We start from the raw sequence: 14,370 nt of genomic DNA, 5'->3' as shown, positions 1-14,370 counted from the left end.
TTTAGCCGTCTACGCTTCACTCCGCTATTGTCTTCCAGCAAATTTCCTGCATTTTCTGCATCAAAATGTTTGCAAAACTCGTCTATAATACAAAATAATTCTGTAACTTTGCAATCGGTAGTCATATTAAATATTTTTGTAACTATTTGATTTTCACCTATAAAGGTACAAAATATTTATGAGACTACCAGCTTTTTTATAAACTATTTCTTATCCCGAACTGGGGTAAAACATAAATAGCCATTCACCCATGTGGAGGGATGATGAATCATGTCTTGTCGCATAATTGACTTTATGACATAATCTTATCCCGAATTCAGGTTTAGAGTAATTTGAAATTCCAAAAAGCATTCAAGGATGGTGTAGTGTTGGGCAATGAGACATCGGGGTGGCATGCTAAGTATGGCAGGTGGGGTGTGTATGCTTCTCGCGTACGCACATGTGTATATGCGCACATGCGCAAGTTGCGTATTTTTCGACCACTCGACCACCATTCTTTGTAACATGTTGTGCGATAACGGTTTGCTGGTGCTTGATAGGTATATCTATCGACCACCCATCGACCACCGACCGACCACCGAATGTGGTGGTCACGCATTTGTCACGTCAAATGGTTTGGTAATTCGATAACTTAATTGTACCTTTGCAGCTGCGCTGTCTAAGGTAGGCTGCACCTCGGAAAATCAAAAGAAAAGGTGTTTTCTTTTGTTTTTCTCTCGGTTTGCACTACCTTTGCACCACCAACCGATATAGAATCGGAATATCGACGCTAACAATTCATAAAAACAAAAGTATATGAAGTCAACAACAATTCTTAGTGCCTGTTGCACAGTAATGATGCTGGCAGGCAACATGGGCGCTGAAAAGGCATTTGCTCAACAGCCAACCAAGGTGCATGGCTATGCCAAAGAGAACATGAACACGGCAGTGAAGCCCGGTGACAACTTTGTGGAATATGCCACTGGTGCCTGGCTGAAAAACCATCCGTTGCGCGACGACCAAGTGACCAACGGTGCCTTCATGGACCTCTACGAGCAGAACCAGAAGCAGATTCAGGAGCTCATCTTGCAGTTTTCTACCACACCACAGCAGAAAGGTTCGTTGGGTCAGAAGATAGGAACGCTCTACAATCAGATGATGGATTCGGTGCGCCGCAATAAGGAAGGCTTCCAACCCATCGTGAAAAACCTGGAGAGAATCCGTGCCATCAAGGACCGTAAGGAATATCAGCGCGTGACAGCCGAACTGGATCGTCGTGGCGAATCGACCATGATGTATGGCATCGGTGTGTCAGCCGACCAGCGTCAAGCCGACCGCAATATCGTGGGCATAGGTCAGGGAGGACTCGGTTTGGGCACTCGCGACTACTATCTGAACGATGATGCTCAGACGCAAGCTGTGCGCAAAGCCTATATGGACTATAATACTAAATTGTTCACACTCGTGGGCTATGACGAGGCAACAGCCAAGCAGAAAGCCGATGCGGTATATGCCATAGAGAAGCGTATTGCCGAGAAGAGCTATTCCAGAGTGCAGCTGCGCGACATCAATGCCAACTATCACAAGATGTCGTTTGACGAACTCTGCGAGCAGTTCCCCGGTATCGACTGGACCACCGTATTCTGGGTATCAGGATTCCCAGCCTTCGACAGCGTGGATATGGGTCAGCCCGAACCCCTTCACGAGGTGGAGAAAGTATTGGCAGAGACATCGATCGACGATCTGAAGAGCTATGCCGAACTGCGCATCATCAGCGGTTCAGCCTCTTATATGAGCGATGACTTCCGAAAGGCTGCCTTTGCATTCTCAAGTGTGTTGAGCGGTCAGCAGCAGGACGATCCCCTTTGGAAGCGTGCCACCAATCTGGTGAATGGAGTGATGGGCAACGCCATTGGTAAGATGTACTGCGAGAAATACTTCCCCGAATCCAGCAAGAAGCGCGTGCTCGAACTGGTGCGCAATCTGCAAGTGGCACTCGGTCAGCGCATCAACGAAGCCACATGGATGAGTGCTGAGACCAAGGCCCAGGCTCAGGACAAACTGTCTAACTTCATTGTGAAGATAGGTTATCCCGACAAATGGAAAGACTATAGCAAGTTGGACATCAGCGATTCGCTCTCACTCTGCGAGAACCTTGCCAACATCTCTGAGTTCTTCACGATAGACGAACTGCAGCGTAAAGTGAACAAACCCGTTGACAAGACCGAGTGGCTGATGACCCCACAGACCATCAATGCCTACTACAATCCTACCACCAACGAGATCTGTTTCCCTGCCGGTATCCTTCAGGCTCCCTTCTTTGATCCTACAGCCGACGATGCCATCAACTACGGTGCCATCGGTGTGGTGATCGGTCATGAGATGAGTCACGGTTTCGACGATCAGGGATGCCAGTTTGACAAGACCGGCAACCAGCGCAACTGGTGGACTGCTGCCGATAAGGCTAACTTCGATAAGCGTACCGCAGTGCTCGTAGATCACTTCTCTACCATCGAGGTGGTGAACGGCAAGAAGGTGAACGGCAAGATGACTCTTGGTGAGAACATCGGCGACAACGGTGGTTTGAACATCGCGCTGCGTGCCTACCACAACGCTCAGAAGGAGGGCCATGTGATTTCGTCAGACCAGAAAGACTTCACTGCCGATCAGCTCTTCTTCCTCGGTTATGCTCGCATCTGGGCAAGCAACAACCGTGAGCAGTATATGGATATGCTCCTGACACAGGATGTTCACTCGCCCAATATGGCTCGCGTGAACGGTGCGCTGCCCCATATCGATGCTTGGTATCAGGCTTTCGGTGTGAAGAAGGGCAATCGCCTCTTCCTTCCTAAGAAGAAGCGTGCACAGGTGTGGTAACATCGCTGTTGCCCCTGTGGAGCGTCAGCTATCATGGGTGTAAACCTTGCATAGCGCTGTTGTGCATGCTGGGTTTACACCCTTTCTGTATCGTGTAGCGGTGGTGTGAACGGCAGATGGCTGAGCAAATTCATTGAGATTGGTTTGCAAATTCATTGAATTTGGTTTGCAATTTCAATGAATTTGGTTCGCAATTTCATTGAATTTGGTTTTGTATGGATGGGTTTTGTAATGCTTATGTCATGCGCATTGCATTGGTTTTTATGATCATCGGAATATAAAAGGTCACATGGAAATCAATCATCGGAATTTAGACGGAATTTAGACGGAATTTAAACGGATGTTTTGGGGGTAGCCTACGGCTAGAAATCTTTGGAGGAAATCTTTGATAAGATATGGCCTATGGCCAGAAATAATAATCTTCAACGAAAATCCCAACTGAAAATGCGCTCGAATACCTCGCTTTTGGGGAGAATTTTATTGGGGATTGCCTACGTTCGGAAAATCAAAAGAAAAGGTATTTCCTTTTGCATTCCGCTCACTTAATCGTAACTTTGAAGCTACGCTTCCAAGTTAGGCTGCACCTCGGGAATACAAAAGAAAAACGAGTTTTCCTTTTGTATTCCGCTCGGTTTGCACTAACTTTGTACCCTAAATACGAAAAAGATGAAGAAACTTTATATTGAAACCTACGGATGTCAGATGAATGTAGCTGATTCGGAGGTAGTGGCCAGCGTGATGCAAATGGCCGGATACGAACACACTGAAAACCTCGATGAGGCTGATGCAGTGTTTCTGAACACCTGTTCGATACGCGATAACGCCGAACAGAAAATATATCACCGACTCGATGCACTCGATGCCATCAAGCGCAAACGACCACTGATCATCGGCGTGATAGGGTGTATGGCAGAACGCGTGAAGGACGATCTGATAGAAAACCACCATTGCGATCTCGTGGCAGGACCAGACGCTTACCTCACACTGCCCGACCTCATAGCACAAGCGGAAAACGGACATAAAGCCATCAACATAGAACTATCTACCACAGAGACCTATCGCGACATCGTGCCACAACGACTGCATGGCGCACATATCGGAGGATTTGTCAGCATCATGAGAGGATGCAACAACTTCTGCCACTATTGCATCGTGCCCTATACACGCGGACGCGAACGGTCACGCGACGTGGAAAGCATACTCCGCGAAGTGAGAGACCTGCACGACAGAGGCTTCAAAGAGGTGACTCTGCTGGGACAAAACGTCAATAGCTACGGACTGTCGCCATCGGGAAAACGCGAGCCAGGCAGCACATCGTTCGCACAGTTGCTCCATCTCGTAGCGCAGGAGGTGCCCGATATGCGCGTGCGCTTCACCACATCCAATCCGGAAGATATGACAGAGGATATCCTACATGCCATTGCCGAAGAGCCCAATCTCTGTAAACACATCCACTTCCCGGCACAAAGCGGTAGCAACAAGATACTGAAACTGATGAACCGCAAATACACCCGCGAGCAGTATTTAGAGCGCGTGGAAGCCATACGCCGCATCATTCCCGGTTGCGGACTGACCACAGACATCTTCGTGGGCTACCACGACGAGACTCCCGAAGACCATGAGGAAACGCTCTCGCTCGTGCGTGAATGTCAGTTTGACTCTGCCTTCATGTTCAAATACAGTGAACGCCCAGGCACCTATGCTGCCAAACACCTGCCCGACAATGTGCCGGAAGAGGTGAAAATAGAACGACTGAACGAACTGATTCGCCTGCAAACAGAGGTCAGTGCCGCACAAAACCGCAAAGACGAGGGCAAGGAGTTTGACGTGTTGATAGAGTCGTTCAGTAAGCGTTCGCGCGAACAACTCATGGGACGCACCGAACAAAACAAGGCGGTGGTGATGGATAAGAAAGGACATCACATCGGCGAAACCGTACGCGTGCGTATCACAGGAAGTACCAGTGCAACATTATTCGGCGAGATACTATGAGAGAATTTATCAATGTGTTGAGGCGCTTCGTGCCTCCCTATAAGAAGTATCTGGTGTTGTCGGTGGTGTTCAACATCCTCTCGGCAGTACTCAACATCTTCTCGTTTGCCGCACTCATACCTATCCTGCAAATCATATTCAAAACCGGCGACGGTAAGGCTGCCACCGGTTGGATGGCATGGGACTGGGGCAATGCGCAAGAAGTATTGATGAACAATCTCAACTACTACGTCAACACCCTGTTGGCAGAACATGGACAGACCACCACACTGCTCTTCATCGGACTGTTTCTGGCTTTTACCACCATGCTCAAAACGGGGGCCTACTTCCTCTCATCGGCTACCATCGTGCCCATCCGCACGGGGGTGGTGCGCGATATTCGCAACCAGCTCTATCGGAAAATCACGGCGTTGCCCCTCGGATTCTTCAGCGAGGAACGCAAAGGCGATATCATTGCCCGCATGAGTGGCGACGTGCAAGAGATAGAATCGAGCATCATGTCGAGTCTTGACATGCTTTTCAAAAACCCCGTACTCATTGTGGCATACTTCACCACACTCGTCTTTATATCATGGCAACTCACCGTGTTTACCCTCGTCATCGTGCCCGTTATGGGATGGTTCATGGGATTTGTGGGCCGTAAGCTCAAAGCCAAATCGATCAAGGCACAATCGCTATGGAGCGACACGATGAGCGTGGTAGAGGAAACCCTCGGCGGTCTGCGCATCATCAAAGCATTCTGTGCCGAGGAAAAGATGCGACAGAAGTTTGACCGCATCAATACAGGCTACCGCAATGATATCATGCATGTGAACATTCGCCAACAGCTGGCACACCCCATGAGCGAGTTTCTGGGCACTGTGATGATCGTCATCGTGTTGTGGTTTGGCGGTGTATTGGTGCTCAACTACCATGCCCTGTCGGGTCCGACATTCATCTACTACATGGTTATCCTCTATTCCATCATCAATCCGCTGAAGGAGTTTTCAAAGGCTGGCTATAACATTCCGAAGGGATTGGCATCGATGGAACGTGTGGATAAGATACTCATGGCTGACGACAGCATCAAGGAGTCAGACCATCCGCAGCATATCCAGCAGTTTGAACATCAGATTGAACTGCGCAATGTGTCGTTCCGTTATGGCGACCAGTGGGTGTTGCGACATATCAACCTCACCATTCCAAAGGGAAAAACCATTGCCTTGGTAGGACAGAGCGGTAGCGGCAAATCGACACTGGTCGATCTCATTCCCCGCTATTACGATGTGCAAGAGGGCGAAGTGCTTATCGATGGCATCAATGTGAAAGACCTCGGCATACAGGATTTGCGACAGTTGATCGGTAATGTGAACCAAGAGGCGATACTCTTCAACGACTCGTTCCGCAACAATATCGCCTTCGGTGTGGAGACTGCCACCGATGAACAGGTGGCGGAAGCCGCACGCATAGCCAATGCCTACGACTTCATCATGCAGAGCGAACAACAGTTTGATACCAATATCGGCGACCGCGGCGGACGCCTGTCGGGCGGTCAGCGTCAGCGTGTCAGCATTGCACGTGCGATATTGAAAAATCCTCCAATACTCATACTCGACGAAGCTACATCGGCACTCGATACCGAGAGTGAGCGCTTGGTACAGGATGCACTGGAGCGACTGATGAAGCAGCGCACCACCATAGCCATTGCCCACCGACTCAGCACCATACGCAATGCCGACGAGATATGTGTGCTCCATGAGGGACATATCGTAGAGCGTGGCACCCACGAGTCACTCCTGGCGATGGATGGATTCTATAAACGACTCAACGATATGCAGAACTTAGGATAAGCCACTGTGGTGGCATCCGACAGGAAAACAACATCAACACGATCAACAAACAAGGGTAACAACGATGAAAGGTATCATAGGAAGATTCCAACTCATGCTGGGCGACTATATCAAGATGATAGGCATCTTTATAGCCGCGAAGCTCTGTTTCATGCTCGCACTGCGCAGCAACCATCCGTTTGAAGGGGCTGACGTCTGGCAAGTGGTGAAGCACGGACTGTCGCTCGACCTCTCTACGGCACTCTATCTGACGATTGTGCCCTTCTTGGTGATGGCGGTATCGGTGTGGTGGAAGCGCACGGAGGTGTTGCGCAAAGTTCTCAACGGCTATTATGCCGTAGTGGCTTTCATCCTCGCCTTGGCATTTGTGGCTGATACGAGCCTTTATCCGTTCTGGGGATTCAAGCTCGATGCCTCCTGTTTACAGTTTCTTTCCACTCCAGGTGACGCTTTTGCCAGCGTCAGCATAGGTTATATCGTGTGGAGAGTGGTGATCATAGCAGTGGTGACAACGGTGATTGCCGTGCTGATGATGCGTTGCAGATGGCATTTCAAAGTGACCTGCCGCCGCTGGATAGCCATGCTGCTGATGGTGGCAACGGTGCCGTTGATGGTCATCGGTATTCGTGGCGGATTGGATGAATCGACCACCAATATCGGACAGGTGTATTTCTCGCAGAACCAATTCCTCAATCACGCAGCGGTCAACCCGGTGTTTAGTTTTCTGGCATCGATGGAAAGAACTGCCAGCGACCAGACAGACTACCACTATATGGACGATGAAACATGTGAGAAACTGACTGCACAACTCTTTCCCACAACGAGTACAGACACTGATTCGCTACTCACCACGCAGCGTCCTGACATCATCGTCATCTTGCTGGAAAGTGCGGGAGGCGAGTTTACTGATATCGGTGGACGTACCGACATCATGCCGAATCTATGCCGACTGACGCGCGAAGGCATCTATTTCGACAACTGTTACGCCAATTCGTGGCGCACCGACAGAGGAACGCTATGCACTTGGAGCGGCTATCCATCGTTTCCTACCACCTCTGTGATGAAGATGCCGGCTAAGTCGAGAAGTCTCCCCAACATGGCAGCAACGCTTGCCCGACAGGGTTACAATACCCACTATCTATACGGTGGCGACATCAATTTCACGAATATGAGAAGTTATCTCGTGGGCGGAGGTTTCAGTCAACTGACGTGGAAAGCTGACTATAGCCAGGAAGAACAACAGTCGGCGGAGTGGGGCGTACGCGATGATATCACGTTTGAAACGTTGAGGCAACTGACAGATACCATGGCGAGACCCTATCTCATCGGGTATAGCACCCTCAGCAGTCATGAGCCATGGGATGTGCCTGTGCATCGTTTCGATGACAAAGTGCTCAATGCGTTCTATTATCTCGACCAGTGTATCGGTCAGTTCATTGCCCAGTTGAAGCAATCGCCACAGTGGAAGAACACCTTGGTGGTGATGCTGCCCGACCATGGTATCAACTATAAAGACATTGACGAAACGCATCAGGTGAGAAACCACATACCCATGCTATGGGTGGGAGGCGCAGTCAAAACTCCTAAGCGCATCAGTAAGCTATGCAACCAAACAGACTTGGCTGCCACACTGTTGGCACAGCTGGGCATCGACCATGCTGACTTTGGCTTCAGCCGCGATGTGCTGAGCAACTCCTATAGCTATCCCTTTGCCTATCATACCTATAATAATGGATTCTCACTGGTGGATTCTACGGGATATGTGGTCTATGATCTGAACTCAGAAAAGGTGATTGCCGGCAACTCAACGGATAAGGAACGACTCGTCAGGATGGGTAAGGCGCTGTTGCAAAAAACATCGGCGGACCTGAAAAAACGATAAACGAAAGGACTGAAAATGAAACAACTGAAATACATAGCACCGTTGGTGGCGGTGGCATACAATATGATTTTGGCATACGCTGTCTATATGTTGGCGCGTGTGGCATACTTGCTTGACAACTGGACACACTTTGCTGAGAACATGACATTCAGCCATTTTCTCAGTCTGTGCAGGGGCGGACTGGTGTTCGACACCGCTGCACTCTTGGTGACCAACGGCTTGTGGATGGTGCTCATGCTATTGCCGCTATGGTTGAAGGAACGTTTCTGGTATCACCGCATGTGTCGCATCTTGTTTGTAACCATCAACGGTTTGGCTCTGGTGGCCAATCTGTGCGATGCTGCCTACTTCCCCTTTACCATGCGACGCACTACCACAACGGTGTTTAGCGAGTTTCAGAACGAAGGAAACCTCGGTGGCATCGTCATGAAAGAACTGCTCCACCACTGGTATTTCGTGGTGCTGGCAGTGGTTGTCATCTATGGATTGTGGCGCTTATACCGTTCGCCAAGAATGGAAGCCAAGTGGCTGTCGCCCTGGCGCTACGCTGTGGCAATGGTGTTGTCGCTGGCGGTAGTCACTCCATTGGCTATCGGTGGCATACGTGGAGGATTCACAAAGGCTGTGAGACCCATCACTGTGAGCAATGCCAATCAATATGCTGAGCGGCCCAGCGAGGCAGCACTGGTGCTCAATACGCCGTTCTCACTCTATCGTTCGATAGGTAAATCGGTCTTTGTGGTGCCCACCTATTATCATAACGAGGCAACCATGGCAGCTATCTATACACCGGTGCATGCTGCTGCAGAAGGTCCGATGAAGAAGAAAAACGTGGTGGTACTCATCGTGGAGAGCTTCGGCAGGGAGTATATCGGTGCGCTCAACCGCGATTTGGAACAGGGAACATACAAGGGATATACGCCCTGTGTGGATTCATTGATAGGTCGGAGCGTCACGTTTAAATACAGTTTCTGCAACGGCAGAAAGAGCATTGACGGCATGCCCAGCGTACTTTCCAGTATTCCAATGTTTGTAGAACCATTCTTCCTCACACCATCAGCCATGAACGATGTGGGCGGTTTGGCATCTATGTTGGCAGGGGAAGGCTACCAAACAGCATTCTTCCATGGCGCACAGCGCGGATCTATGGGTTTTCAGGCATTTGCCACGAAGACCGGATTCCAACACTATTACGGCAGAGAAGACTTCAATCAGGACAAACGCTTCGGCGGTGATGAAGATTTCGACGGTACATGGGCTATATGGGATGAACCTTTTATGCAGTATTATGCTACGAAGATGGGAGAAATGAAACAACCGTTCATGACAGCACTGTTTACTGCATCGAGCCATCATCCCTTTGTCATTCCCGAAAAATATAAGCAGCGCTTCCCCGAAGAACAGCTCGTCATCCATAAATGTATTCGCTATACGGATATGGCGATAGGCAAATTCTTCCAAACGGCATCGCGCCAACCATGGTTTAAAAACACTATTTTTGTGTTGACGAGCGATCATACCAACCTCAGTAACCATCCCGAATTTCAGTCAGACCTCGGTGGTTTCTGTTCGCCCATCATCATCTATGCACCCGATGGAAGTTTGACACCGGCGATAGAAGACAAGGTGGCGCAGCAAATAGATATACTGCCAACAGTCATGGGACTGTTGAATTACCCCAAGCCCTACTGTGCCTTTGGCATCGATGTGTTGCAGACAGCAGGCAAAGACACATGGGCAGTGAACTATCTCAACGGCATCTATCAGTATGTCAAATATGGTTATGTGTTGCAGTTTGACGGTCAGAAGACCAAAGCCATCTATCGGTTGGATGACAGACTGATGCAGCGAAATCTGAAAGGTCGTGTTGATGTGGAGCAAAAAATGGTGCGCGAGCTCAAAGCCATCATACAGCAGTACATGGAACGAATGACGCAAAACAGGCTGAAACTCTGAGCAGAAGGAGAAGATGAATAGCGATTGAAAACTATTCAGAAGTGCCTTTGGGGTATCTATTCGCGTCGTCGAATCACCTTGCCATCCACTGTTTCATAAAAACGGTTGAACTTTTCGCGTGTACGCTTCCATCGGTTGTGACTCCAAAGCCATAATTCAGGGCGCTTACGAATAGTATCTTCCAACAGTTGGAAATAACGGTCGGTAATGGCATATTCAGGCATTTTGTCCGGTTCGCGCGTCACGAGTTTGAATTCTACTTCATAATATCCACGCTTGACACGGCTCACTTCCATATAAAACACCGCATGGTTCATGCTGCGGGCAATACGCTCTGTGCCGGTAAGTACGGGTGTGTCGTGGTGAAGGAAATTGCACCAGTGGTGGATATTCTGCCACATCGGCACCTGATCGGATATGTAGCCGATCACAACGGGTTGTCCTTCTTTGCGGTATCTCACCATTTCGCGCAGTGTATTATTCATGGCAATACACTTTGCACCGAATCTTTGGCGCATGCGAAGAAACAGTTTATCGAAGTCTTTATTCTCCAATGGATGGTAAATCTGTCCACAATGTGCCTTGGGCGTAACCCACAAAGGCAGTGAAGTAATCCACTCCCAGTTGCAATAGTGACCCAGATAGATCGCACACGACTGTCCGCTTTCCACCACCTCGTTGATGCGTTCAGCGCTTTTGAACACCATTCGGCGTTTTATTTCTGCCTTGCTCATGGTCAACAGTTTGATACTTTCTACCATATAATCGCAGAAGAAGTGGTAAAAGCCGCGTTCCACATCTTGGTGTTCCTCGGCGGTCATCTCAGGAAAAGCAGTGACAATATTGGTCCAGACGGTGCGACGACGGTAGCCCACGATACGGTAGAGCACCAGATACAATACGTCTGACAGAACATAAAGTACGCGGAGTGGCAACAGCGAAATGATGTACCACAGGGTAAAGACGATGTAATAGAGGATTTTTTTCATATCTGTGAGGATTTGTCGTCTGCAATTCTTGCCTTCCCCTCATAGGTCAGCAGGTCGTCACGGGTGTATTTATATTGTTTGCTGGCTAATGATGACGTCTCGTCGAAATGGTTGGATTCCACATCAAAGATACCGCACATCAGTTCATAGACTAAGTCGTTGGTGAAATATCTGTTGCTATTGGCTTTGAGTGCCTCTACGCGTTCGGGATGACAAGACAGGTATTCGTCGGAGAGATGAATGAAGAGCGGGATGCGCGTGGCGCCGAATCCAGAGAAATTGGGCGATCGATGGCGGTCGGGAACAGTGGCGTGATCGCTGAAATAGACCATGGCCTGGAGGTTCAGGTGTGTCTTGGCATACTCATAGAACTGCTCTAAAACGCTGTCAGTATAGCGAATGGAGTTTTCAAAGTTTGCTATATTGTCCTGTACTCCACGTTCGCCCCATACGGTACGGTCTGCCGGATAGCGGTTGAGGAAATTGAAATGGCTGCCTTTCAGATGCAGTACGAGGAGGTTGTTGACATTGGGATCGAGTTCTTCGAGAAATGCTGTCATGCTTTCATCGTATTGCACCTTTCCCAAATCCTGCTTCGTCCATTTCGCTACATCGGCGGTGTTTGCCACCAAAGTGATAGGTGTATCGTTGGCACCAAGGTGTCCTTGGTTGCTATACCAGTGTACTCTGTATCCTAACCGGTGTGCAATATCGATGATAGAACAGGAGTCGTAGAATTGGCGTCCGTTGTATTGGTTGTACTCGGTAAGGGCTTTTTCCAGCGACTGCACGGTGTGCATGGCGCAACTGTAGGCATTTGGAAACAGAATGGTACGCCTGTTGTCCTCCGCCATGCGGCGCATCCATGGCGTCGTGTCGTGTTCCATGGGTGTAAAGGCACTCATATAGTCACGTGATGCAGACTCTCCAATCACCATCATGATGGTTGACGGACGTTGGAAAGCCTTTCCTAAGGGTTTGACGTGAAGGTCTTTCAACCGTCGTTCCATTTCGCTGACATACCGATGGTCGTTGGCTGCATACTCTCGGATATCTAACCAGAGGCGAACAATGCCGGAGCGGACGAACATGCCGCGGTGGGGTTTGAAGATATACCAAGCGAAAAAGAGGGCAACGGCAACAAGCAGTGCAATCTTCCACGGCGTTTCTGGTACTGTTGTGTTGTGGTTTCCGACGATGAATCCAGCAAGCAGTGCCACGATGGCCATCAGTAGCAGCACCACTTTCCATAAGGGATAGGAACGTGAAAACTCAATGATTTCGTTGGGATGCGAGTCCTGTACGATCTTCATGCCATTGGCATCGATACATGTTCCATAGAGCATATAATAGACCCACAAGGATATACTGATCAATAGGAGTATCCATTCAGCAATGGCGGCAATCACTCCGCCCCCTAAAAGACCGATGGCGGCAAAGAGGCCGAAGAAGTATATGCCACATGAAATCTCACCATAGTTTTCGTAGTCGGGTGATATTTTGCGGTTGGTGAGGTGGAATATCAGCGGATAAGTTATTGCCCATACAGCTCCAGAAAGTGCAGCAAGTGCAAGAGGTATGTTGGGTTGTGCTCCGACGATGGCGATGGGAAGCCATACCAATATGGCGGCAGCAGCAAAGCGGCGGGTCTGTTGCCCGCGTGCGCTATGGCTCATGCCCTTGTTACATCCATAATAGATGGCACAACTGGCGGCAAATGTCAGCAATAGTCCGATGGCTATTGTCCAAAATTGTATAGTTACCATAGTACAAAGGTAGTGCAAACCGAGCGAAATACAAAGAAAAAGCCCGTTTTTCTTTTATTTCCGAGGTGCCGCCTACCTAAGCGACGCGGTCGTAGGGAAGTGATGGCGAGAGAATACAGCCTTTATTTTCCTTTCAAGCGACACATGATGTAGGGCACTGCCAAGCGTGCAACAAACTTGATGCGCTGTGGGAAAGGAATGGTTTCGCATACCACTTTGATGTTGTCGAACAGTCCTGACGATCGCTTACTGTTAGACACACCGGTGGTGTCGAAGATGGCTATCGGTATATTGATATACTGGAAGCGAGCCCCCTGTTGATACTGTTGGATGAAAAACTTATAGTCTGCTGACAGTCTGTGGTGTATGTCGAATGGAATATCGACAAGACATTGTCGTCTGACAAACACACATTGATGGCAAAAGAGCATGCGGTGGTAGAGGCGGTAGTGCGCTGGTGCAGTCTTGACATGGTTGTCTTTAACCACATCACCATAGACAATGTCCGCTGCATCCCATTTGTTGGAGAAAACTTGATGGAGCACATCATCTGTAGCAAAGGTGTCGCCAGCATTCATGAATATCACCCATTGTCCCGAACACCTGCTCACGCCTTTGTTCATGGCATCGTAGATTCCCTTATCGGGTTCGCTACTCCATTGTGTCACCGTTCCCTGGTCAGCATAGTGCTGTATGATGGCTAAGCTATTGTCGGTAGATTTACCGTCAACCACGATAGTTTCTTTGTTGCTGTATTGTTGTTTTTGTATGCTGTCGAGGGTTTTTTCCAGCATAGCTCCAGCATTGTATGTAACGGTGATAATACTTACCTTTGGAATATTAAGTTCTGTCATGCGTGTTATTTTCGTACAAAGGTAGTGCAAACCGAGAGGAATACAAAGAAAAACCAAATAAAGTTGTGCATTTTCTTTGGTTATTCGCTCGCTTAATCGTACTTTTGAGCCAGTGGCTCTTAGGTACTCACGTTCGGAAATGAAAATAAAAGCACGCTTTTATTTTGCATTTCTCTCACTTAATCGTACTTTTGAGGCTTTGCCTCTAAAGTACTCACGTTCGGGAATGCAAAAGAAAAACGAGTT

General features: G+C 48.9%; 8 protein-coding genes and 1 pseudogene. 5 read left to right on the top strand and 4 right to left on the bottom strand.

Going from position 1 to position 14,370, the window contains the following annotated elements:
* Window positions 1–125: pseudogene (locus tag CIK96_RS13635) on the bottom strand (IS982 family transposase); the annotation flags it as partial.
* Between the two features lie 670 nt (window positions 126–795).
* On the opposite strand from CIK96_RS13635, the gene CIK96_RS10605 reads away from it, so the two are divergent.
* The 5 genes from CIK96_RS10605 to CIK96_RS10585 all read left to right on the top strand — a co-directional run bounded on the left by CIK96_RS10605 (window position 796) and on the right by CIK96_RS10585 (window position 10,515).
* Window positions 796–2,856, top strand: a complete 2,061-nt coding sequence (locus CIK96_RS10605; protein WP_094391569.1) for a M13 family metallopeptidase — start codon at window positions 796–798, stop codon at window positions 2,854–2,856.
* 666 nt (window positions 2,857–3,522) lie between these two features.
* Entirely contained in the window at window positions 3,523–4,848 is a 1,326-nt protein-coding gene (gene miaB / locus CIK96_RS10600; RefSeq protein WP_094391570.1) for a tRNA (N6-isopentenyl adenosine(37)-C2)-methylthiotransferase MiaB, read from the top strand.
* Entirely contained in the window at window positions 4,845–6,677 is a 1,833-nt protein-coding gene (locus CIK96_RS10595; RefSeq protein WP_094391571.1) for an ABC transporter ATP-binding protein, read from the top strand. Before miaB ends, CIK96_RS10595 begins: the two co-directional genes overlap by 4 nt.
* A 64-nt stretch (window positions 6,678–6,741) precedes the next feature.
* A complete protein-coding gene (locus CIK96_RS10590; protein ID WP_094391572.1) occupies window positions 6,742–8,559 on the top strand; it encodes an LTA synthase family protein in 1,818 nt (605 codons plus the stop codon).
* Window positions 8,560–8,574: 15 nt separating this feature from the next.
* Entirely contained in the window at window positions 8,575–10,515 is a 1,941-nt protein-coding gene (locus tag CIK96_RS10585; protein WP_094391573.1) for an LTA synthase family protein, read from the top strand.
* 56 nt (window positions 10,516–10,571) lie between these two features.
* Here CIK96_RS10585 and CIK96_RS10580 read toward each other — a convergent pair whose 3' ends face one another.
* The 3 genes from CIK96_RS10580 to CIK96_RS10570 all read right to left on the bottom strand — a co-directional run bounded on the left by CIK96_RS10580 (window position 10,572) and on the right by CIK96_RS10570 (window position 14,124).
* On the bottom strand, window positions 10,572–11,504 hold the full coding sequence (locus CIK96_RS10580; protein WP_094391574.1) for a lysophospholipid acyltransferase family protein: 933 nt from the start codon (window positions 11,502–11,504) through the stop codon (window positions 10,572–10,574).
* Entirely contained in the window at window positions 11,501–13,270 is a 1,770-nt protein-coding gene (locus tag CIK96_RS10575; RefSeq protein ID WP_094440558.1) for a phosphoethanolamine transferase, read from the bottom strand. Before CIK96_RS10575 ends, CIK96_RS10580 begins: the two co-directional genes overlap by 4 nt.
* A 122-nt stretch (window positions 13,271–13,392) precedes the next feature.
* Window positions 13,393–14,124: a glycosyltransferase family 2 protein gene (locus CIK96_RS10570; RefSeq protein WP_094440557.1), complete on the bottom strand. Its 732-nt coding sequence runs from the start codon at window positions 14,122–14,124 to the stop codon at window positions 13,393–13,395.
* Window positions 14,125–14,370: the final 246 nt, after the last annotated feature.

Source organism: Prevotella sp. P4-98, assembly GCF_002251405.1.
Lineage (GTDB): Bacteria > Bacteroidota > Bacteroidia > Bacteroidales > Bacteroidaceae > Prevotella.
This window is presented reverse-complemented; position numbering and strand designations above follow the sequence as displayed.